Annotated in this window: 21 protein-coding genes; all 21 read left to right on the plus strand. The window is 75.6% G+C overall.

What is annotated here, in order from left to right:
- Positions 1–28: 28 nt before the first annotated feature.
- The 21 genes from Q0848_RS01105 to Q0848_RS01205 all read left to right on the plus strand — a co-directional run bounded on the left by Q0848_RS01105 (position 29) and on the right by Q0848_RS01205 (position 21,255).
- Complete coding sequence (locus tag Q0848_RS01105; RefSeq protein ID WP_299033565.1) at positions 29–388, plus strand: DUF3039 domain-containing protein; 360 nt, start codon at positions 29–31, stop codon at positions 386–388.
- A 40-nt stretch (positions 389–428) separates the two neighbouring features.
- Positions 429–2,204, plus strand: coding sequence for a DEAD/DEAH box helicase (locus Q0848_RS01110; protein WP_299033567.1), 1,776 nt, complete (start codon positions 429–431; stop codon positions 2,202–2,204).
- A gap of 123 nt (positions 2,205–2,327) precedes the next feature.
- Positions 2,328–3,650: a homoserine dehydrogenase gene (locus Q0848_RS01115; RefSeq protein ID WP_299033570.1), complete on the plus strand. Its 1,323-nt coding sequence runs from the start codon at positions 2,328–2,330 to the stop codon at positions 3,648–3,650.
- 150 nt (positions 3,651–3,800) lie between these two features.
- Positions 3,801–4,886, plus strand: a complete 1,086-nt coding sequence (thrC, locus tag Q0848_RS01120; RefSeq protein ID WP_299033573.1) for a threonine synthase — start codon at positions 3,801–3,803, stop codon at positions 4,884–4,886.
- Between the two features lie 69 nt (positions 4,887–4,955).
- Positions 4,956–5,867, plus strand: a complete 912-nt coding sequence (gene thrB / locus Q0848_RS01125) for a homoserine kinase (RefSeq protein ID WP_299033576.1) — start codon at positions 4,956–4,958, stop codon at positions 5,865–5,867.
- 384 nt (positions 5,868–6,251) lie between these two features.
- Complete coding sequence (gene rho, locus Q0848_RS01130; protein ID WP_299033579.1) at positions 6,252–8,615, plus strand: transcription termination factor Rho; 2,364 nt, start codon at positions 6,252–6,254, stop codon at positions 8,613–8,615.
- Positions 8,616–8,828: 213 nt separating this feature from the next.
- Positions 8,829–9,050: a 50S ribosomal protein L31 gene (gene rpmE, locus Q0848_RS01135; protein WP_299033582.1), complete on the plus strand. Its 222-nt coding sequence runs from the start codon at positions 8,829–8,831 to the stop codon at positions 9,048–9,050.
- Positions 9,051–9,169: 119 nt separating this feature from the next.
- Positions 9,170–10,246, plus strand: coding sequence for a peptide chain release factor 1 (prfA, locus tag Q0848_RS01140; protein WP_299033585.1), 1,077 nt, complete (start codon positions 9,170–9,172; stop codon positions 10,244–10,246).
- 17 nt (positions 10,247–10,263) lie between these two features.
- On the plus strand, positions 10,264–11,220 hold the full coding sequence (gene prmC / locus Q0848_RS01145; protein WP_299033588.1) for a peptide chain release factor N(5)-glutamine methyltransferase: 957 nt from the start codon (positions 10,264–10,266) through the stop codon (positions 11,218–11,220).
- Positions 11,217–12,017 carry an L-threonylcarbamoyladenylate synthase gene (locus tag Q0848_RS01150; protein ID WP_299033590.1) on the plus strand — a complete coding sequence of 267 codons (801 nt, stop codon included), beginning with the start codon at positions 11,217–11,219 and terminating at the stop codon, positions 12,015–12,017. The genes prmC and Q0848_RS01150 overlap by 4 nt, the downstream gene beginning before the upstream one ends.
- Positions 12,014–13,144, plus strand: a complete 1,131-nt coding sequence (locus tag Q0848_RS01155; RefSeq protein WP_299033593.1) for a glycosyltransferase family 4 protein — start codon at positions 12,014–12,016, stop codon at positions 13,142–13,144. The genes Q0848_RS01150 and Q0848_RS01155 overlap by 4 nt, the downstream gene beginning before the upstream one ends.
- A gap of 85 nt (positions 13,145–13,229) precedes the next feature.
- A complete protein-coding gene (locus Q0848_RS01160) occupies positions 13,230–13,643 on the plus strand; it encodes a hypothetical protein (protein ID WP_299033596.1) in 414 nt (137 codons plus the stop codon).
- Positions 13,643–13,996 (plus strand): AtpZ/AtpI family protein, encoded by a 354-nt coding sequence (locus Q0848_RS01165; protein ID WP_299033599.1) that lies wholly within the window; start codon positions 13,643–13,645, stop codon positions 13,994–13,996. Before Q0848_RS01160 ends, Q0848_RS01165 begins: the two co-directional genes overlap by 1 nt.
- The gene (atpB, locus tag Q0848_RS01170; RefSeq protein ID WP_299033602.1) at positions 13,993–14,781 is read left to right on the plus strand and encodes a F0F1 ATP synthase subunit A; all 789 of its coding nucleotides are present in this window, start codon (positions 13,993–13,995) and stop codon (positions 14,779–14,781) included. Before Q0848_RS01165 ends, atpB begins: the two co-directional genes overlap by 4 nt.
- An 89-nt stretch (positions 14,782–14,870) precedes the next feature.
- A complete protein-coding gene (locus Q0848_RS01175; protein WP_299033605.1) occupies positions 14,871–15,077 on the plus strand; it encodes an ATP synthase F0 subunit C in 207 nt (68 codons plus the stop codon).
- A 42-nt stretch (positions 15,078–15,119) separates the two neighbouring features.
- Positions 15,120–15,782 carry a F0F1 ATP synthase subunit B gene (locus Q0848_RS01180; protein ID WP_299033608.1) on the plus strand — a complete coding sequence of 221 codons (663 nt, stop codon included), beginning with the start codon at positions 15,120–15,122 and terminating at the stop codon, positions 15,780–15,782.
- Complete coding sequence (locus tag Q0848_RS01185) at positions 15,782–16,603, plus strand: F0F1 ATP synthase subunit delta (protein ID WP_299033611.1); 822 nt, start codon at positions 15,782–15,784, stop codon at positions 16,601–16,603. The genes Q0848_RS01180 and Q0848_RS01185 overlap by 1 nt, the downstream gene beginning before the upstream one ends.
- A gap of 135 nt (positions 16,604–16,738) precedes the next feature.
- On the plus strand, positions 16,739–18,364 hold the full coding sequence (gene atpA / locus Q0848_RS01190; protein WP_299033614.1) for a F0F1 ATP synthase subunit alpha: 1,626 nt from the start codon (positions 16,739–16,741) through the stop codon (positions 18,362–18,364).
- A gap of 98 nt (positions 18,365–18,462) precedes the next feature.
- Positions 18,463–19,383 (plus strand): F0F1 ATP synthase subunit gamma, encoded by a 921-nt coding sequence (locus Q0848_RS01195; RefSeq protein ID WP_299033617.1) that lies wholly within the window; start codon positions 18,463–18,465, stop codon positions 19,381–19,383.
- A 124-nt stretch (positions 19,384–19,507) separates the two neighbouring features.
- The gene (atpD, locus tag Q0848_RS01200) at positions 19,508–20,971 is read left to right on the plus strand and encodes a F0F1 ATP synthase subunit beta (RefSeq protein WP_299033620.1); all 1,464 of its coding nucleotides are present in this window, start codon (positions 19,508–19,510) and stop codon (positions 20,969–20,971) included.
- A complete protein-coding gene (locus Q0848_RS01205; RefSeq protein WP_299033623.1) occupies positions 20,971–21,255 on the plus strand; it encodes a F0F1 ATP synthase subunit epsilon in 285 nt (94 codons plus the stop codon). Before atpD ends, Q0848_RS01205 begins: the two co-directional genes overlap by 1 nt.
- Positions 21,256–21,277 lie beyond the last annotated feature (22 nt).

The raw sequence follows: 21,277 nt of genomic DNA on the forward strand, positions 1-21,277 counted from the left end.
GCCGCCGGTCGACGTACGATCGGCGACCATGAGCACCTCCTCGCCCGAGCCCCCCAGCGGCCCGTCCACGGAGCCCTCGCGCTCGACGACGTCGGTCCTCGAGCGCGAGCTCGTCGAGCAGCCGCAGCTCTCCGAGCCCGGGGACCACGAGCGCTTCGCGCACTACGTGCGCAAGGAGAAGATCATGACGTCGGCGATGTCGGGCGAGCCCGTCACCGCGCTGTGCGGCAAGGTCTGGGTGCCCGGCCGCGACCCGAAGAAGTTCCCCGTCTGCCCCGCGTGCAAGGAGATCTACGAGGGCCTGCGCGAGCCCGCCGACGGCGGCCCGGGCAGCGGCGGCGGCCAGGGCGGCGGCTCCGGCAGCGGCTCCGGCGGCGGCCAGCAGTGAGCGCCCCGACCCCGACCCCGGCCGGGGGCGCGCCGGCCGCGTGAGCACCCGCACCTCCCGCGCCGTGCCCGCCCAGGGGGCGCAGCGCCGCGCCAGCACGCCCGCGCGCGCCCTGCGCGCCTGGCAGAGCGCCGCGCTGGACCTCTACGACGCCGAGCCCGGCCGCGAGGACTTCCTCGTCACGGCCACGCCGGGCGCCGGCAAGACGACCTTCGCGCTCGCCCTGGCCTCGCGGCTGCTCGAGCGCCGCGTCGTCGACCGCGTCGTCGTCGTCTGCCCGACCGACCACCTGCGCACCCAGTGGGCCGACGCCGCCGACCGCGCGGGCGTCGTGCTCGACCCGTCGCTGCCCAACAGCGTCGGCCCGGTGCCGGCGGGCGCCCAGGGCTACGTGACGACCTACGCGCAGGTGGCCGGCAAGCCGGCGCTGCACGCGGCGCGCTCGACGGCCAAGCGCACCCTCGTCGTCCTCGACGAGGTCCACCACGCCGGGGACGGCCTGTCCTGGGGCGACGCCTGCGCGCAGGCCTTCGAGGGGGCGCGCCGCCGCCTGTCCCTGACGGGCACCCCGTTCCGGACCAAGCCGGGGGAGCGCATCCCCTTCGTCCACTACGAGGACGTCGGCGGGGGCGAGCTGCGCAGCCGGGCGGACTACACCTACGGCTACCGCGAGGCGCTGGCGGACGCCGTCGTGCGCCCCGTGGTCTTCGCGGCGTACACGGGCACCTCGCGCTGGCGCAACAGCGCCGGCGAGGTGGTCGCCGCGTCGCTGTCCGAGCCCGGCACGCGCTCGGTCGAGGCCGCGGCGTGGAAGACGGCGCTCGACCCGCGCGGCGGCTGGGTCCCCCACGTCATCGCCGCCATGGACGACCGCATCTCCCACCTGCGCGAGAGCGGCATGCCCGACGCGGGGGGCCTGGTCCTCGCCAGCGACCAGGACGACGCGCGGGCCTACGCCGACGTCGTGAAGCGGGTGACGGGGACGGCGCCCGTGCTGATCCTCTCCGACGACCCGAAGGCCTCGAAGAAGATCGAGGACTTCGCCGCGGGGACCCAGCGCATGGCCGTCTGCGTGCGCATGGTCTCCGAGGGCGTCGACGTGCCGCGCGCGGCGTGCCTGGCGTGGATGACGAGCTACCGCACGCCGCTCTTCTTCGCCCAGGCCGTCGGCCGCGTGGTCCGCTCCCGCTCCCCGCGGGAGTCCGCCACCGTCTTCCTGCCGGCGGTGCGGCCCCTGCTGGCGCTCGCGGCCGAGCTCGAGAGCGAGCGCGAGCACGTCGTGCCCGCGCCCGCCGAGGCGCCCGACGACGCGCTCGACCTGCTGCCGCCGCCGGAGCGCGAGGCGAGCGGGGCGGGCGAGCACGAGTCGCTCGAGGCCGACGCCCAGTTCGCCCACGTCCTGCACGGCGGGCGCGCGGTCGTCGCCGAGCCGATGGCCCCCGTCGGCGCCGAGGAGGAGGACTTCCTCGGCATCCCCGGCCTGCTGACGCCCGAGCAGACCGCCGCGCTGCTGGCCAGCCGCGACGACGAGACCCGCCGCCGCATCGCCTCCTCCCGCGGGCCGCAGGACGAGGACCTCTGGGCGGACGCCCCGGTCGAGGACGCCCCGGAGGAGCCCGAGGAGGCCTCGTGGCGCAGCACCGCGGGTCTGCGCCGGGAGGTCAACCGCCTCGTCGGCCAGGTGGCCGCGCGCAGCGGCGTCCCGCACGCGGTGGTGCACCGCCGGCTGCGCACCGAGGTCCCGGGCCCCGGCTCCGCCACGGCGTCGCCCGAGCTGCTCGCCAAGCGCCGCGACCACCTGCTCGCCTCCCTCTGACGTGCGTGCGTCGCCAGCGGTCCCACCCGGTGAGATGCGTCGCGGCCGAGGTGTGGACCGCGAGAGGATCGCGCGCGGCGGCGTGCCCGCCGGAGTCCTGGTCCCGTCCTGCGGAGGTGCCGCGTGAACGAGCGCGTGCTGCGCGTCGCGCTGCTCGGCTGCGGCGTCGTCGGCTCGGAGGTGGCTCGCGAGCTGCTCGAGCAGTCCGAGGAGCTGGCGGCCCGCTGCGGCGCCCGGCTCGAGCTGGTGGGTGTCGCCGTGCGGCGGCCCGGCCGCCAGCGCGCCGCGGGGGTGGACCCGGCGCTCTTCACGACCGACGCCGAGTCCCTCGTGGAGCGCGCGGACCTCGTCGTCGAGGTGATCGGCGGCATCGAGCCGGCGCGCTCGCTCATCCTGCGGGCCATGGCGTCGGGGGCGTCCGTCGTCACCGCGAACAAGGCGCTGCTCGCCGAGGACGGCCCGCGGCTGTACGAGGCCGCGGACGCCGCCGGCGTCGACCTCTACTTCGAGGCCGCCGTCGCCGGGGCGATCCCCATCGTCCGGCCCCTGCGGGACTCCCTCGTCGGCGACCGCGTCGACCGGGTGCTCGGCGTCGTCAACGGGACGACGAACTACGTGCTCGACCAGATGGACACCACCGGCGCGGGCCTCGACGAGGCCGTGCAGGAGGCCCAGGCGCTCGGCTACGCCGAGGCCGACCCGACGGCGGACGTCGAGGGCTTCGACGCGGCCGCCAAGGCGGCGATCATCGCCTCGCTGGCCTTCCACACCCGCGTCCGGGCGGCCGACGTCCACCGCGAGGGCATCACCGGCGTCACCGCCGGCGACGTGGCGGCGGCGCGGGAGGCCGGCGCGGTGGTCAAGCTGCTCGCCATCTGCGAGCGCACGTCCGGCCCGGACGGCGACGTGGACGGCCCCGGCGCCGGGGTGTCCGTGCGCGTGCACCCCGCGATGGTGCCGCGCGAGCACCCGCTGGCCGGCGTGCGCGGGGCCTACAACGCCGTCTTCGTCGAGGCCCGCGGAGCCGGCTCCCTGATGTTCTACGGCCAGGGCGCCGGCGGCGCCCCGACGGCCAGCGCCGTGCTCGGCGACCTCGTCGCCGTCGCGCGCCACCGCGTCGTCGGCGGCCGGGGCTCCTCGGAGTCCGCCCACGCCGACCTGCCCGTGCGCCCGATGGGCGAGGCGCTCACGCGCTACCACGTGCGCCTGGAGGTGCACGACCGCCCGGGGGCCCTCGCGCAGGTGGCGCAGGTCTTCGCCGACCACGGCGCGAGCGTCGAGACCGTGCGCCAGACCCCGCTCGGCGAGCAGGCCGACGGGGCGGCCGCGCTCGTGGTCGCCACGCACGAGGCCACCGACGCCGCGCTCGCCGCCACCGTCGAGGCGCTCGCGGTCGCGCCGGCGGTGCTCGGCATCACCTCGGTGCTGCGCGTCGAAGGGGCCTGACCCGCACCAGCAGCAGATCCGCCGCACCACGAGGCCGTGGGGGCGGGGAGCCGGCGGCTCGCCGGCCGCCGGCGCACCGACGACCGACCACGACAGGGGCCCAGCCGGGCCCGCCGACGCGCCAGGCGCGCAGCAGGAGGGGAGCAGCCCGTGGCCCACGTGTGGCGCGGCGTCATCGAGGAGTACCGCGACCGGCTGCCCTTCGGCGCCGGGGACCCGGTCGTGTCGCTGGGGGAGGGCGGCACGCCCCTCGTGCCGGCCCGGGCGCTGTCGGAGCGCACCGGCTGCGAGGTGTGGGTCAAGGTCGAGGGCTGCAACCCGACGGCGTCGTTCAAGGACCGCGGCATGACCTCGGCGATCTCGCGGGCCAAGGGCCTCGGCGCGAGGGCGGTCATCTGCGCCTCCACGGGCAACACCTCCGCCTCGGCGGCCGCCTACGCCACCGCGGCGGGCATGACCTGCGGCGTCCTCGTGCCCGAGGGGAAGATCGCGCTCGGCAAGCTGAGCCAGGCCATCGCGCACGGCGCCACGCTGCTGCAGGTCGAGGGCAACTTCGACGACTGCCTCACCCTCGCCCGCAAGCTCGCCGAGTCCTACCCCGTCGAGCTGGTCAACTCGGTGAACCCCTACCGGATCGAGGGCCAGAAGACGGCCGCCTTCGAGGTCGTCGACGTCCTCGGGGACGCGCCGGACATCCACTGCCTCCCCGTGGGCAACGCCGGCAACATCACGGCGTACTGGAAGGGCTACACCGAGTACACGGACACCTCCGAGCAGCCGGGGCCGGCGACGCGCCTGCCGCGCATGTGGGGCTTCCAGGCCGCGGGCTCGGCGCCGATCGTCCTCGGGCACCCGGTCGACTCCCCGGACACGATCGCCACGGCCATCCGCATCGGCAACCCCGCCTCGTGGCAGCAGGCCCTCGACGCGCGGGACGCCTCCGGCGGGGTGATCGCCTCGGTCACCGACGAGGAGATCCTCGCGGCGCACCGGCTCCTGTCCAGCGAGGACGGCGTCTTCGTCGAGCCGGCGTCGGCCGCCGGGGTGGCGGGCCTCCTGCAGCAGCACGCGGCGGGCGAGCTCGCGCCGGGGCAGCGCGTCGTCATCACGGTCACCGGGCACGGCCTCAAGGACCCGCAGTGGGCGCTGCGCGCCGCGGACGGCGAGGAGGTCCAGCCCGTGCGCGTGCCGGTCGACGCCATGACGGCCGCGTCCGCGCTGGGCCTCGAGGGCTGAGGAGTGGTCGGCCGGGGAGCGGCGCGCCTGCGGGACGGCGGGGAGCCGGGCACGGCGGCTCGCGCGAGCGTGCCCGGCTCCAGCGCCAACCTGGGGCCCGCCTTCGACGCGGTCGGCCTCGCGCTCGACCTGCGCGACGAGCTCGCCGTCCGCCTGCTGGCGCCGGGCGCGGGCGTGCGGGTCGAGGTGACGGGCCAGGGCGCGGGACGCGTCGCGGCGGGGGAGGGCCACCTCGTGGTCCGGGCGCTGCGCACCGCCCTGGAGCGGGTGGGGGCCCCGCAGCCCGACCTGGCGCTCGTCTGCCGCAACGGCGTCCCCTTCGGCCGGGGTGCCGGCTCCTCGGCGGCGGCCGTCGTCGCCGGCGTCGTGCTGGCGCGGGCTCTGCTGGAGGAGCCCGGGCTCCTGGACGACGAGACGGCCCTCGACGTCGCGGCGGGGATGGAGGGGCACCCGGACAACGCCGCGGCGAGCCTGCTCGGCGGCGTGACCATCGGCTGGGTGGACGACGGCGTCTCCCGGGCCGTGCGCGCCGAGCCCTCCGCCGACCTCGTCGCGGTGCTCGCGGTGCCGAGCGCCGAGCTGCTGACCGCGCGGGCCCGGGCGATGCTGCCCGCCGTCGTCCCCCACGGCGACGCCGTCTTCAACGCCGGCCGCGCGGCGCTCCTGGTGGAGGCGCTCACGCGCCGCCCGGAGCTGCTCCTGCCGGCGACGGCCGACCGGCTGCACCAGGACTGCCGCGCCCCCGCGGCGCCCGCGACCGCGGCGCTCGTCGGCGCGCTGCGCGCGCAGGGCCTCGCGGCCGCCGTCTCGGGCGCGGGGCCGAGCGTGCTGGTCCTGGCCGGCGTCGGCGCGGCCGGCGCCCCCGCGCTCGCCGAGCGGGTCACCGCCGTCGCCGGCCCCGGCTGGGACGTGCGCACGCCCGCCGTGGACCGCGGCGGCGCCCGCTGGTCGCCGGTGACCTCGCCCCCCGCGACCTCCTAGGCCCTCCTGCGCCGTGCGGGGCGGCGTCGCGGCACCTCGTCGCCCTCCTCCGGCGGGGCGACCACCCCCGGCGAGGACGGCACGGGTGCTCGCTCGTGCACCCTGACGGGTGAAGGCCGCGCGCCCTCGGGCTCGCGGGAACCGCGGTGCTACAGTCATCGGTGCCGGACCTGCTCCGGGCGAGCGCTGCGGGAACCCTCAGCGCCGCCGCCCGTGGGAGCCCCGGCACCACTCACCTCTCCCGCAGCGCGACCGCGCCCGACCTCGGTCCCGGGCTCTCGTGCGACCGTCGCGCACACGGGCAGGTGGTCCCTGCCGGCCTCTGTGCGCCGGCGCACCCTGCGACCGCGATCCACCGCGCCGCTGACGAGGGGAAGGACCTTCGTGACAGACACCACCGACATCGCCCAGCCCGCGGCCGAGGCCGAGGGCGGCGGCACCGCGCGTCGCGCCCCGCTCTCGCAGCTGCGCCTGGGCCAGCTGCAGGAGCTCGCCACCTCCCTGGGCGTCCAGGGCACCGCGACCATGCGCAAGAGCGACCTCCTCGCGGCCATCCGCGCCGAGCAGGGCGGCTCCGCGCGCGGGCGCCGCGACGGCGGCTCCGCACCGGCGGGCGAGGCCCCCGCCGCGCCGGCCCCGGAGGCCCAGCAGCCGCCGCAGCCCCGGCGCAGCGACGACGACGCCCCCGCCGCGCAGGTCACCGAGGCCGGCCCGCGCCGCTCGCGCCGCGCGGTGCGCGCCGCCGGTGCCCCGGACGCCCGCAGCGACTCCGGCGCCACCGGCGCCGTCCCGGCCGAGGCCGCCCCGGCGCGCACCGCGCCCCAGGACGGCGCCGAGCAGGCCCGCCCGGAGCCGAACGGCTCGGAGCGCAACGGCTCAGGCCGGAGCGGCTCGGACCAGGACGGCTCCGCCCGCGTCGCCGCGGACCAGGTCGGCTCCGCGCAGGACGGCTCGGGGCGGAGCAGCTCGGGCCAGGACGGCTCGGCGCCGGAGCGCGACGAGCAGCCCCGGGCCGAGCAGGGCCGCCAGGGCCGTCGCGAGCGCCAGGAGTCGCGCCGCCAGGAGCAGGACCAGCGCCGCCAGGAGCGCGGCGACCGCGACCAGGGCCGCGCCGACCAGGGCCGCACCGAGCAGGGCGACCCGCAGCAGGGCCGCCAGGAGCAGCAGGACCCGTCCGACGGCCGCCTCGACCCGCGGGCCCAGCTGGAGCAGTCCCTGGACCTGCGCGAGCGCGCCCGGCACCGCCGCGGCGAGGGCGCCGGGCAGGACGAGGAGCGCGGCGAGCGCGGGCAGCGCAGCCGTGACGACCGCCCCGACCGCGGCGACGACCGGGGTGACCGATCCGACCGCGGGCCCGGCCAGCAGGACCGCGGCCAGGGCGGCCAGCAGGACGACGACGAGGACGGCGGCGGCCGTCGCGGCCGGCGCGGGCGCTACCGCGACCGCAAGCGCCGGGGCCGCACCGACGGCGCTCCCAGCACCGGGCAGGGCCCGGAGGTCGAGCCGGACGTCTCCGACGACGACGTGCTGGTCAACGTCGCGGGAGTCCTGGACGTGCTCGACAGCTACGCGTTCGTGCGCACGTCGGGCTACCTGCCCGGCCCGCACGACGTCTACGTCACGCTCGCGCAGGTCAAGAAGCACGGCATGCGCAAGGGCGACGTCGTCACCGGCGCCATCAAGGCGCGCAGCGACAACGACGGCGACGGCCAGGACGCCCCCGGCGGCAGCGGCCGCGGCGGCCGCCAGCAGCGCCAGCAGCGGGCGCAGAAGTTCACGCCGCTCGTGCGGGTGGACACGGTCAACGGCCTGGGCCCCGACGAGGCGCGCCGCCGCCCCGACTTCTCCAAGCTGACCCCGCTGTACCCGCAGGACCGCCTCCGGCTGGAGACCGACCGCGGGCAGTACACCCAGCGGGTCATCGACCTCGTCGCCCCCATCGGCAAGGGCCAGCGCGGCCTCATCGTCGCGCCGCCCAAGGCCGGCAAGACGATCGTCATGCAGCAGATCGCCAACGCGATCACGCGCAACAACCCGGACGTCCACCTCATGGTCGTGCTCGTCGACGAGCGCCCGGAGGAGGTCACCGACATGCAGCGGACGGTGAAGGGCGAGGTCATCGCCTCGACCTTCGACCGGCCGGCCGAGGACCACACCACGGTGGCCGAGCTCGCCATCGAGCGGGCCAAGCGCCTGGTGGAGATGGGCCACGACGTCGTCGTGCTGCTCGACTCCCTCACGCGGCTGTCGCGGGCCTACAACACCTCCGCGCCGGCGTCGGGGCGCATCCTGTCCGGCGGCATCGACGCCTCGGCGCTCTACCCGCCGAAGCGCTTCTTCGGCGCCGCCCGCAACATCGAGAACGGCGGCTCGCTGACGATCCTCGCCTCGGCCCTGGTCGAGACCGGCTCCAAGGCCGACGAGGTCATCTTCGAGGAGTTCAAGGGCACCGGGAACATGGAGCTGCGCCTGGCCCGGCACCTCGCCGACAAGCGCATCTTCCCGGCGGTCGACGTCAACGCCTCCGGCACTCGGCGCGAGGAGATCCTCATGTCGCCGGAGGAGCTCAAGGTCGTCTACAAGCTGCGCCGGGTCCTCGGGGCGCTGGACTCCACGCAGGCCATCGAGCTCGTGCTCGGCAAGCTGCGCGAGACCGGCAGCAACGCCGAGTTCCTCATGCAGGTGCAGCGCACCGCGCCCGCCGGCCCCGGCGGGGACCAGCGCAGCGAGCTCTCCCCGTCCAGCTGACGCAGCCCGGCCTCCCGTCGCCCGCCGGTGCGGGCGGCGGGGGGCCCGGGCAGCGGGAGGCCCAGCAGGTGAGGACCCGGCGCGGGAAGCCCCGGGCGCCCTCGGCCGTTGCAGAGGGCGTCCACCACGATGGCAGGATGGACCGCCGCCCCGGTTCACGTGCGCGCACACGGCGCCGCACGACCCGGGGCCACCGATGAGAGGAACTCCGCGATGAAGGCCGGACAGCACCCCGAGTACGTGACGACGACCGTGTCGTGCACCTGCGGCGCGACGTTCACCACGCGCAGCACCGACAAGAGCGGCGAGATCAAGGCCGACGTCTGCTCCGCGTGCCACCCGTTCTACACGGGCAAGCAGAAGATCCTGGACACCGGCGGCCGCGTGGCCCGCTTCCAGCAGCGCTACGGCAAGAAGGCCGACGCCTCCCAGTAGTCCGGCCCCGACGGCGCCGGTCCGCCCCGCAGGGCGGTCCGGCGCCGTCGTCGCGTCCGGGGCCCCCGCGGCCCCGGACGCCGCACCTCCACCCGCCGTCCTGACCCGAGGGAGCCGCCGTGCGCGACGTCGTCGCCCCGCTGCTGGAGGAGCACGCCGCGCTCGAGCAGCAGCTGGCCGACCCGGCCCTGCACGCCGACGCCGCGCAGGCCCGCCGGGTGGGGCGCCGCTACGCCGAGCTGGGGGCCGTGGTCCGCGCCGAGGCGCAGTGGCGCGCCGCCGCCGAGGACGTCGAGGCGGCCCGCGCGCTGGCGCAGGAGGACGAGGCGTTCGCCGAGGAGCTCCCCGCGCTGGCCGCGCAGGCCGACGGCGCCGCGGAGCGGCTGCGGAGGCTGCTCGTCCCGCGCGACCCCGACGACGGCCGGGACGTCATCCTCGAGGTCAAGGCGGGGGAGGGCGGGGAGGAGTCGGCCCTGTTCGCCGGCGACCTGGTGCGGATGTACCTGCGGCTGGCTGAGCGCCGCGGCTGGCGCGCCGAGGTGCTCGACGCCGCGCCGTCGGACCTCGGCGGCTACAAGGAGGCCTCCCTCGCCGTGCGGGGCCGGGGCGCCGAGCCCGCCGAGGGCGTCTACGCCGCGCTGAAGTTCGAGGGCGGCGTGCACCGCGTCCAGCGGGTTCCCGTGACCGAGTCGCAGGGGCGCATCCACACCTCCGCCGCCGGCGTCCTGGTGCTGCCCGAGGTCGAGGAGGTCGACGAGGTCGAGGTCGCCGCGCAGGACCTGCGGGTGGACGTCTACCGCTCCTCGGGCCCGGGCGGGCAGAGCGTCAACACCACGGACTCGGCCGTCCGGATCACCCACCTGCCCAGCGGGCTCGTGGTCTCGTGCCAGAACGAGAAGAGCCAGCTGCAGAACAAGGAGCAGGCGCTGCGCATCCTGCGGGCCCGGCTGCGGGCGCTGGCCGCCGAGGAGGCGGCCGAGGCGGCCTCCGGCGCCCGGCGCGCCCAGGTGCGCACCGTGGACCGGTCCGAGCGCATCCGGACCTACAACTTCCCCGAGAACCGAGTCAGCGACCACCGGACGGGGTACAAGGCGTACAACCTCGACGCGGTGCTCGACGGCGACCTCGACGCCGTGCTCGCCTCCTGCGCGCGGGCGGACGAGGACGCCCGGCTCGCCGCCGTGGAGACGTCCTGACGCCCCCCGGCTCCGACGTGGGCGCCCTGCTGCGGGCGGCCGCGCAGCGGCTCGCGGACGCGGGGGTCGCCAGCCCGCGGGCCGACGCCGAGGAGCTGCTCGCCGAGGCGCTGGGGTCCACCCGGGCCGCGGTGGTGCTCGCCGGCCTCCGGGGCGACGCGGGGCCGGACGAGGGACGCCGTCGCGCGTTCCGCGAGCTCGTCGCCCGGCGCGCCCGCCGCACGCCCCTGCAGCACCTCACGGGTCGGGCCGGCTTCCGGGGGCTCGAGCTGCGCGTGGGGCCCGGCGTCTTCGTCCCGCGCCCGGAGACCGAGGGGCTGGCCGGCGCCGCGGTCCTCGCCGCCGAGCAGGCGGCCGAGCGCGAGGGGCGGCCCGCCGTCGTGGTGGACCTGTGCACCGGGTCCGGGGCGGTGGCCCTCGCGGTGGCGGCCGAGGTGCCGCGCGCCCGGGTGCTCGGCGTCGAGCTCAGCGAGGACGCGCTCGCCTGGGCGCGGCTCAACGCGACCTCCCTCGGGGCGCTGCCCCCGCTGGCCGGCCGGGCGGGCGGCGCGGTCGAGGTGGTGGCCGGGGACGCCGCGACGGCGCTGCCCGAGCTGGACGGCGCCGTCGACGTCGTCGTGAGCAACCCGCCCTACATCCCTCCCGGCGCGGTGCCCGTGGACCCGGAGGTGCGCGACCACGACCCGCACGTCGCCCTCTTCGGCGGCGGGGATGACGGGCTGGCCGTGCCGCGGGCCGTGCTCGCCCGCGCCGCGGCGCTGCTGCGTCCCGGCGGCGTCGTGCTCGTCGAGCACGCGGAGGTCCAGCAGCCGGCGCTGCTGGCGGCGCTCGCCGGCCCGGCGTGGACCGGGGCGGAGGGCGCCGCGGACCTCACCGGCCGCCCCCGCCGGGTCCGCGCCGTCCGCGTGGGCGCGCCGGGAGCCGGGGGCCCGCCCGGCCGGGGCGCCGAGTCGTGCCACGATGCGCGGTCGTGAGCACGCTCCACGACTGCCGTGAGCCCGAGGGGCGCGACGCCGGCCTGCGCCACGCCGTCGACGCCCTGCGACGGGGGGAGCTCGTGGTCCTGCCGACCGACACGGTCTACGGCGTCGCGGCCGACGCCTTCGACGCCGACGCGGTCGCGGCGCTCCTGGCGGCCAAGGGCCGCGACCGCACGATGCCGCCGCCCGTCCTCGTGCACGACGCCCGGTCCGTCGACGCCCTCGTCGAGCGCTCCGCGAGCGGTGCGTCGTCCTCGGTGGACGACCTGGCCGAGGCGTTCTGGCCGGGCGGGCTGACGCTGGTCTGCTGGGCGCAGGGCTCCCTGCGCTGGGACCTCGGCGACACCGGTGGCACCGTCGCCGTGCGCGTGCCCGACGACGAGCTCACCCGAGCGCTGCTGGCCCAGAGCGGCCCCCTCGCCGTGAGCAGCGCCAACCTCACGGGGCGGGCGCCGGGGGAGAGCGCGGCGGCGGCCCGCGAGCAGCTCGGCGACGCCGTCGCCTGCTACCTCGAGGACGGCCCCCGGGACGGCGGTGTCCCCTCGACCGTCCTGGACCTGACAGGCGCGCGCCCGGAGGTGCTGCGCGAGGGCGCCGTCCCCCTCGCCGAGCTGCGCCGCGTCGTCCCGGACGTGCGCGCCCCCCGCCCGCCGGAGCCGGACCCCGCGCCGGCTCCCGAGCCGGTGGGGGAGGAGGCCGACCCCGGCACCGACCCCGACGGGCCGGCGCCCGTGGAGACCCCGCCCGACCCGTCCGAGGACGCGCCGCCGGAGCGCGCGCCCGAGCGGTGAGGGCCTACCTCCTCGTCCTCGTCACCGCGGCGGCGGTGACCTACCTCTGCACGCCCCTGGCGCGGCGGCTCGCCGAGCAGCTCGGCGCCATGTCGCCCGTGCGCGACCGCGACGTCCACAGCGTCCCGACGCCGCGCCTGGGCGGGACGGCGATGCTCGCGGGCCTCGCGGCCGCGCTGGTCGTGGCGAGCCAGCTCCCCTTCCTCGAGGGCGTCTTCGCGGAGTCGCGGGGCCCGTGGGCCGTGCTGGGCGCCGCGGCCCTCGTGTCGCTGCTCGGGGTGGCCGACGACGTCTGGGGCCTCGACGCGCTCGCCAAGCTGGGGGGCCAGGTGCTGGCGGCGTCGCTGCTGGCCTGGCAGGGGGTCCAGCTGCTCTCGCTGCCCGTCTTCGGCGTCACCGTGGGCTCGGGGCCCACCTTCTTCGCCCTCACCGTGGTTGCGGTGCTCGTGGCGGTCAACGCGGTGAACTTCATCGACGGGCTGGACGGCCTGGCCGCCGGCGTCATGCTGATCAGCGGCTCGGCCTTCTTCGTCTACACCTACCTGCTGAGCCAGGACGCGAGCCCCCGCGACTACTCCAACCTCGCGACGCTCGTGGTCGCCGCCCTCGTCGGCTGCTGCCTGGGCTTCCTGCCCCACAACCTGCACCCCGCCCGCGTCTTCATGGGCGACTCCGGCTCGATGCTCCTGGGGCTGCTGCTGGCCGCCTCGGGGGTGGCCGCCTCGGGCGTCGACCCGACGGTCGTGTCCCGCGCGCAGGTGGTCCCGGTCTTCCTGCCCCTGCTGCTGCCGCTGGCCGTGCTCCTGCTGCCGCTGCTCGACCTCGTGTGGGCCGTGGTGCGGCGGCTCGCCAAGGGGCAGTCGCCGTTCACCCCGGACCGCCTGCACCTGCACCACCGGCTGCTCGACCTGGGGCACAGCCACGGCCGGGCCGTCGGGATCATGTACGCCTGGGCGGCGGTCATCTCCTTCGGCGCCGTGTCGACGGCGTTCGTACCGCTGCCGGTCGCCCTCCCCGTGTGGGGAGCCGCCGTGGTCGTCGTGGCGGTCGTCACGCTCCGCATCCGACGTGGCGTGAGGCCAGCGGCCGCGGTCGCGAGCAGCGACGGGGCCCCGGAGCGCTCGTGATAGTTTTCACGAACTTCGGCCAGGAGGGTCGGGGTCCGACGACCGCTCCCCCGAGGGGGAGCACGCCGCCTGGAGGCCGTACCGCGTGAGCACCGCCGTCGACGCCGACTCGCCGTACGCGGCGATGGTGCGCGGGGCCCTCCTCCCCTCCGCCGCAGTCTCCCTCTCCGCCGTCCCGGTGGCCTTCCTCGTCGCCGGGAGCGCGGGCGCCGCCGGCGCCGCGCTGGCCGCCGCGGTCGTCGTCGGCTCCGGCGGGCTCACCCTGGCCGCCATGCGCGTCGCCCGCGACGCGCCGCCGGAGGTGGAGCTGGCCATGGCGATGCTCACCTACGGCACCAAGGTCGTCGCCCTGGGAGCGCTCCTCGTGGGCATGCCGCCATCGTGGGACGTCTCGCGCACCAGCCTGGCCGTGGTCACGGTCCTGGCGCTCCTCGTGTGGACCGCCTGCCTCGTGCGCACCTCGACCAGGCTCCGCCTGCCCGTGCTGGTGGGCGCCTGATGGCGAAGCGGGCTCCGGCGCGCGGCGCCGCCCGACGCGCCCTGACCCCCGCCGACCTGCCGCCCTCCGAGGCGGCGGCGTGGAACGCCTTCTCCTACCTGCCCGGAGGCCTCCTCCTGGGGGGGCTCGCGGGGTGGGGCCTCGACCGCTGGCTCGGCACCTCGTGGATCATCGGCGTCGGCCTGCTGGCGGGCATCGCCCTGTCCCTGTACGTGATCTGGGTCCGCTACGGTTCGGCGGAGCGCACGGGCGGGGCGCCGGTGAGCGCAGCTCAGCGGACATGGCCCCCCGTGACCCAGCGCCGGACGCCGGCGGACCCGCACCGCACCACACCCACCGAGGAGATGCTGTGAGCCCGCTCGCGCTCGTGGCCAGTGGCAGCTTCGAGCCGCCGTCGGCCTACGACTTCTGGCACCCCCTGGTGGGGGACGGACCGTTCGCCCTGACGCGACCGATGATCCTCATCGCCTTCTCCGTCCTCGTGCTCGCCGTCTTCTTCCTGGTGACGTCGAACCGACGGGCCATGGTCCCGGGCAAGCTCCAGTTCGCGGCCGAGGGCGTCTACGGCTTCGTGCGCAACGGCGTCGCGCTGGACATCCTGGGTCGCCGGGAGTTCCGCCCCTACGTGCCGATGCTGTTCACGATGTTCACGCTGATCCTGGTGAACAACGTCTTCGGCATCATCCCGTTCATCCAGTACCCGACGTTCAGCCGCATCGCCTTCCCGATCGCGCTGACGCTGATCGTGTTCGTCGTCTACCACGCCATCGGCATCCGCCGGCGCGGCCTCGGCGGGTACTTCAAGAGCCTGATGCCGGCCGGCGTGCCGATCATCCTGGCGCCGCTCGTCTACCTGCTCGAGCTCGCGACCTACTTCATCACGCGGCCGCTCACGCTGGCCCTGCGCCTGTTCGCGAACATGTTCGCGGGGCACATGATGCTCCTGGTGTTCGCGCTCGGCGGCGAGTACCTGCTGCTGCACACGGACAGCGTCGTCCTGCAGGCGGCGAGCATCGGCTCGTTCCTCATGTTCATCCTCATGACGTTCTTCGAGCTGCTCGTGCAGGCCCTCCAGGCGTACGTCTTCGTCCTGCTGGCGGCCTTCTACATCGCCGGCTCCCTCGAGGACGCGCACTAGCCCCGGCGTCCCGGCGCCGACCCAGACCGCACCACCCGCACCACCCACCCGACGCGCACTCCGCGCGCCAGCACAAGGAGACGAAAACCATGGAAGGCAGCCTCAACGCGGTCGGATACGGCCTCGCCGCGATCGGCCCGGCGATCGCCGTCGGCCTGATCTTCGCCGCGTACATCAACGGCGTCGCCCGCCAGCCCGAGTCCCGCGGGCTCCTGCAGCCCATCGCCATCCTGGGCTTCGCCCTCGCCGAGGCCCTCGCCATCCTGGGCTTCGTCCTCGCCTTCGTCCTCGGCTGACGACGTCGCCCGAGTCAGATCGACACTAGGAGTGGTGTGCAGATGACCTCCCCGGTTCTCGCCGCGGCGGCCAGTGAGGGAAGCGAGGGCTGGTGGTCGGGGGTCGCCTACCCGATCATCCCGCACCCCGGCGAGATCATCATCGGGCTCATCGCCTTCAGCATCCTCTACGTGGTGATGGCCAAGTTCGTCGTGCCGCGCTTCGAGCAGACCTTCGAGGAGCGCCGCGAGGCCATCGAGGGCGGCATGGAGAAGGCCGAGCGCGCGCAGGCCGAGGCCGAGCGCACGCTCGCCGAGTACAAGCAGCAGCTCGCCGAGGCGCGCGAGGAGGCCGGGCGCATCCGCGAGGAGGCCCGCGCCCAGGGCGCGCAGATCCTCGAGGAGATGCGCCAGCGCGCGGAGTCCGAGGCGCAGCGCGTCACGGAGTCGGCGCAGCGCCAGATCGCCTCCGAGCGCCAGCAGGCGATGCTGTCGCTGCGCGGCGAGGTCGGTGGCCTGGCCACCGAGCTGGCCTCGCGCATCGTGGGCGAGTCCCTGGCCGACGAGGCGCGCCAGTCGCGCGTCGTCGACCGCTTCCTCGAGGACCTCGAGCGCGGCGAGCGGGAGTCGATGCCGCTCGGCGGCACCGGCGGCGGCTCGCACCCGGTCGGGGACCCCGACGCGGGCGGCGGCGTGCTCGGCTTCCTCAAGCGCGGGCGCAGCTGATGCGCGGGGCGAGCCGCACCTCGCTCGGCGCGGTGACCGAGGACCTGCGCCCGGTGCTGGAGGGCGCCCGGGGCACGACCCTGGGCGAGCAGCTGTTCGGCGTCGTCGACGTCCTCGACGGCTCCGGACCGCTGCGGAGGGCGCTGACCGACCCGGCGCGCGACGCCGAGGCGCGCTCCGGGCTCGCCCAGCGGCTGCTGGCGGACCGGGTCGGCGCCGAGGCGCTGGACGTCGTCCTGCGCCTGGTGCGCGAGCGCTGGTCGGGACCTCGGGACCTCGCGGACGCCGTCGAGCAGCTGGCCGTCCTGGCCACCGTGTCGGGCGCCTCGCAGGCGGACGAGTCCGGCGACGGGGTCGACCGCGTGGAGGAGGAGCTCTTCCGCGTGGAGCGGCTCCTCAGCGGTGACCGAGCCCTGCGCGCGGCCGTCTCCGACCGGTACGCCCCGGACGCCTCCCGGACGGCGCTGATCGACCGGCTCCTCGGCGACCGGGTCTCCCCGGGGACGCTGCTGCTCGTGCGCCGCGCAGCCGTCCGCTCGCGGGGGCTCACGCCGGAGCACGCCCTCACCGGGTACGGCGAGCTGGCGGCCGAGTGGCGCAAGCGCGTCGTCGCCCTGGTGACGACGGCCGTCCCGCTCCGCGAGGAGCAGCGGCAGCGCCTGGTGGCGCTCCTGAGCGGCCAGTACGGCCGGGCGGTCCACCTCGACGCGGCCGTCGACCCGGACGTGGTCGGCGGGGTGCGGCTGGAGGTCGGCGGCGAGCTCGTCGACAGCACCATCTCCTCGCGCCTGGGCGAGACCCGGCGCCGGCTCGCCGGCTGACGCCGGCGGGCATCAGGCACCATCGACGCAGACGAGCACGACGCACCACCCGCGGGGCCGCCGGCGCCGCACCGGAGCACCACCCGCCCCCGGGCGGGACGAGCGACCCGAGCGACACGAGAAGGAGCACCCCCCATGTCGGAGCTGACGATCCGGCCCGAGGAGATCCGCGACGCGCTGGACTCCTTCGTGCAGTCCTTCGACCCCACGGGGGTCGACCGCGAGGAGATCGGGCGGGTCACCGAGACCGCCGACGGCATCGCCCGCGTCGAGGGCCTGCCCAGCGCGATGGCCAACGAGCTGCTGCGCTTCGAGGACGGCACCCTCGGCCTGGCCCTGAACCTCGACGTGCGCGAGATCGGCGTCGTGATCCTGGGCGACTTCAGCGGCATCGAGGAGGGCCAGGCCGTGCACCGCACGCGCGAGGTCCTCTCCGTGCCGGTGGGCGACAACTACCTCGGCCGGGTCGTGGACCCGCTGGGGCAGCCCATCGACGGCCAGGGCGAGATCGTGCCGGAGACCCGCCGCGCCCTGGAGCTGCAGGCGCCCTCGGTCGTCCAGCGCAAGTCGGTCCACGAGCCGATGCAGACGGGCATCAAGGCCATCGACGCCATGACGCCCATCGGGCGCGGGCAGCGCCAGCTGATCATCGGCGACCGCCAGACCGGCAAGTCCGCGGTGGTGCTCGACACGATCATCAACCAGCGCGCCAACTGGGAGTCGGGCGACCCGACGAAGCAGGTCCGCTGCATCTACGTCGCGATCGGCCAGAAGGGCTCGACGATCCAGGGCGTGCGCGCGGCGCTGGAGAACGCCGGCGCGATGGAGTACACGACCATCGTCGCCGCTCCCGCCTCCGACCCCGCGGGCTTCAAGTACATCGCCCCCTACACGGGCTCGGCCATCGGCCAGCACTGGATGTACGCCGGCAAGCACGTCCTCATCGTCTTCGACGACCTGTCCAAGCAGGCCGACGCCTACCGCGCCGTGTCGCTGCTGCTGCGCCGCCCGCCGGGCCGCGAGGCCTACCCGGGCGACGTCTTCTACCTGCACTCCCGGCTGCTCGAGCGCTGCGCGAAGCTCAGCGACGAGATGGGCGGCGGCTCGATGACGGGCCTGCCGCTCATCGAGACCAAGGGCAACGACGTCTCGGCCTTCATCCCGACGAACGTCATCTCCATCACCGACGGCCAGATCTTCCTGGAGTCGGACCTGTTCAACGCGAACCAGCGCCCGGCGGTCAACGTCGGCGTCTCGGTGAGCCGGGTGGGCGGTGACGCGCAGACCAAGGCCGTGAAGTCGGTCTCGGGGACGCTGAAGATCGACCTCGCACAGTTCCGGTCCCTCGAGGCCTTCGCGATGTTCGCCTCCGACCTGGACGCGGCCTCGCGCCAGCAGCTGGGCCGCGGCCAGCGCCTGATGGAGCTGCTCAAGCAGCCGCAGTTCTCCCCGTACCCGTTCGAGGAGCAGGCGGTGTCCATCTGGATGGGCACGAAGGGCTTCCTCGACGACGTCCCGGTCGAGGACGTGCGCCGCTTCGAGAGCGAGGTGCTCGAGGCCCTGCGCGGCGGGGACCTGCTCCGCACCATCCGGGAGACCGGGAAGCTCGAGGACGACACCAAGGCCGGGCTCGAGCGCGAGATCAAGGACCTCCGGTCCGGCTTCCGCACCACCGAGGACGGCGGCGGGCAGTCGGAGGACGTCGACGCGAGCGACGCCGACGAGTCGTCGCAGGAGCAGATCGTCCGCCAGAAGCGCTGAGGCGCGCCGGTCCGGCGGGGCCCAGCCCCGCCGGACCGACCGCCCCGCGCCCGAGGAGGGCGCCGGGGCACCACCCACCACGCAGGAGGAGTCGCACCGTGGCAGGCCAGCAGAGGGTCTACAAGCAGCGGATCGGGTCGACGAAGTCGATGCAGCAGATCTTCCGCGCCATGGAGCTCATCGCGACGTCGCGCATCGCCAAGGCGCGGGCGGCCGTGACGGCGTCCACCCCCTACGCGCGCGCCATCACGCGGGCGGTCTCGGCCGTCGCCACGTACTCCGACGCCGACCACGCGCTGACGACCGAGCGGGCCGAGGTGCGCCGCTCCGCCGTCCTCGTGGTGACGAGCGACCGCGGCATGGCGGGGGCCTACTCGGCGAGCGTGCTGCGCGAGGCCGAGCGCCTGGTGGCCCGGCTGCGGGAGGAGGGGCGCGAGCCCGTCCTGTACGTCGTCGGGCGCAAGGGCATCGCCTACTACCGCTTCCGCCGCCGCGACGTCGCCCAGGAGTGGAGCGGCTTCTCGGAGTCCCCGAGCTTCGACGACGCCCGCGAGATCGGCGAGGCGCTGGTCGAGCAGTTCGTGCGCAGCTCGAGCCCCGAGGACGGGGGCGAGCCCGGCGTCGACGAGATCCACGTGGTGTCGACCTCCTTCATCAGCATGGTCACCCAGGAGCCGCAGGTGAACCGCCTGCTGCCGCTGGAGGTCGTGGAGGGCGTCGAGCCCCCGAGCGCCGACGAGCTGCTGCCGCTCTACGACTTCGAGCCCTCCCCGGAGGACGTCCTCGACGCGCTGCTCCCGCGCTACATCACCAGCCGGGTGCACAACGCGCTGCTGCAGGCCGCGGCCAGCGAGCACGCGGCGCGCCAGCGGGCCATGAAGACGGCCGGCGACAACGCCGAGGACCTCGTGAAGATGTACACGCGGCTCGCGAACCAGGCCCGCCAGGCGGAGATCACCCAGGAGATCACCGAGATCGTCGGCGGCGCCGACGCGCTGGCGGCGTCGTCGCCCTCGTGACCCGCAGCGCGCAGCGCCCCCACCGGGACGCCGCGCACGACCACCACCCTCGTCAGGCCCGGGTCCACCGGGCAGCAGCACCCGCCCCGAGCGCGACCTGCCCGGCCGAAGGAGAGCACCGCACATGACCGCCACCGCCACCGAGAACCAGTCCGCGAGCGGCTCGGCCGCCGTCGGCCGCGTCAGCCGCGTCATCGGGCCCGTCGTCGACGTCGAGTTCCCGCCCCAGGGCATCCCCGAGATCAACAACGCCCTGACGATCAGCTACGACCTCATGGGCACCCCGACGTCCATGACGCTCGAGGTCGCCCAGCACCTCGGCGACGGCCTGGTCCGCGCCATCGCGCTCAAGCCGACCGACGGCCTCGTCCGGGGCACGGACGTCCACGACACCGGCGCCCCGATCAGCGTGCCCGTCGGCGACGTCACGCTCGGCCACGTCTTCGACGTCACCGGCAACGTCCTCAACCTGGAGGAGGGCGAGCGCCTCGAGATCACCGAGCGCTGGCCCATCCACCGCCAGGCGCCGGCCTTCGACCAGCTCGAGTCGAAGACGCAGATGTTCGAGACCGGCATCAAGTCGATCGACCTGCTCACCCCGTACGTCCAGGGCGGCAAGATCGGCCTCTTCGGCGGTGCCGGGGTCGGCAAGACCGTGCTGATCCAGGAGATGATCCAGCGCGTCGCGCAGAACCACGGCGGCGTGTCCGTGTTCGCCGGCGTGGGGGAGCGCACCCGCGAGGGCAACGACCTCATCGCCGAGATGGCCGAGGCCGGCGTCTTCGACAAGACCGCGCTGGTCTTCGGCCAGATGGACGAGCCGCCGGGCACCCGCCTGCGCGTCGCCCTCTCGGCGCTGACGATGGCGGAGTACTTCCGCGACGTGCAGAACCAGGACGTGCTGCTCTTCATCGACAACATCTTCCGGTTCACCCAGGCCGGGTCCGAGGTGTCCACGCTGCTGGGCCGCATGCCCTCGGCCGTGGGCTACCAGCCGAACCTCGCCGACGAGATGGGCGTCCTGCAGGAGCGCATCACCTCGACGCGGGGCCACTCGATCACCTCGCTGCAGGCGATCTACGTGCCGGCCGACGACTACACCGACCCGGCGCCGGCGACGACCTTCGCCCACCTCGACGCCACCACCGAGCTCTCCCGCGAGATCGCCTCGCGCGGCCTGTACCCGGCCATCGACCCGCTGACCTCGACGTCGCGGATCCTGGACCCCCTGTACATCGCCCGTGAGCACTACGAGACGGCCACCGCGGTGAAGCAGATCCTCCAGCGCAACAAGGAGCTGCAGGACATCATCGCCATCCTCGGCGTCGACGAGCTCTCCGAGGACGACAAGGTCATCGTCAACCGCGCCCGTCGCATCCAGCAGTTCCTCTCCCAGAACACCTACATGGCGGAGAAGTTCACCGGCGTCGTGGGCTCCACGGTGCCGCTGGCGGAGACGGTCGAGTCCTTCAAGCGGATCACCGAGGGCAAGTACGACCAGGTGGCCGAGCAGGCGTTCTTCAACGTCGGCGGCATCGAGGACGTCGAGCGCAACTGGGCGCGCATCCAGAAGGAGACCGGCGCCTGATGGCGGCTCTCAACGTCGAGCTCGTCTCGGCCGAGCGCCAGGTGTGGGCCGGCGGGGCCTCGCAGCTGCGGGTGCGCACCACGGAGGGCGACATCGGCGTCCTGCCCGGCCACGAGCCCTTCCTCGCCGTCCTGGTGGACGGCGAGGTGCGCATCGAGGCGACGGAGGGGGAGTCCCTGACCGCCACGATCGGCGGCGGGTTCCTCTCCGTGGACCACGACCGCGCCGTCGTGGTGGCCGAGGACGTCGACGTGCAGGGAGCCGCGGGCTCCGCCAGCCGCTGAGGCGACGGGGGCGGGCGGCGTG

The sequence above is a fragment of the uncultured Pseudokineococcus sp. genome (assembly GCF_947495735.1).
Lineage (GTDB): Bacteria > Actinomycetota > Actinomycetes > Actinomycetales > Quadrisphaeraceae > Pseudokineococcus.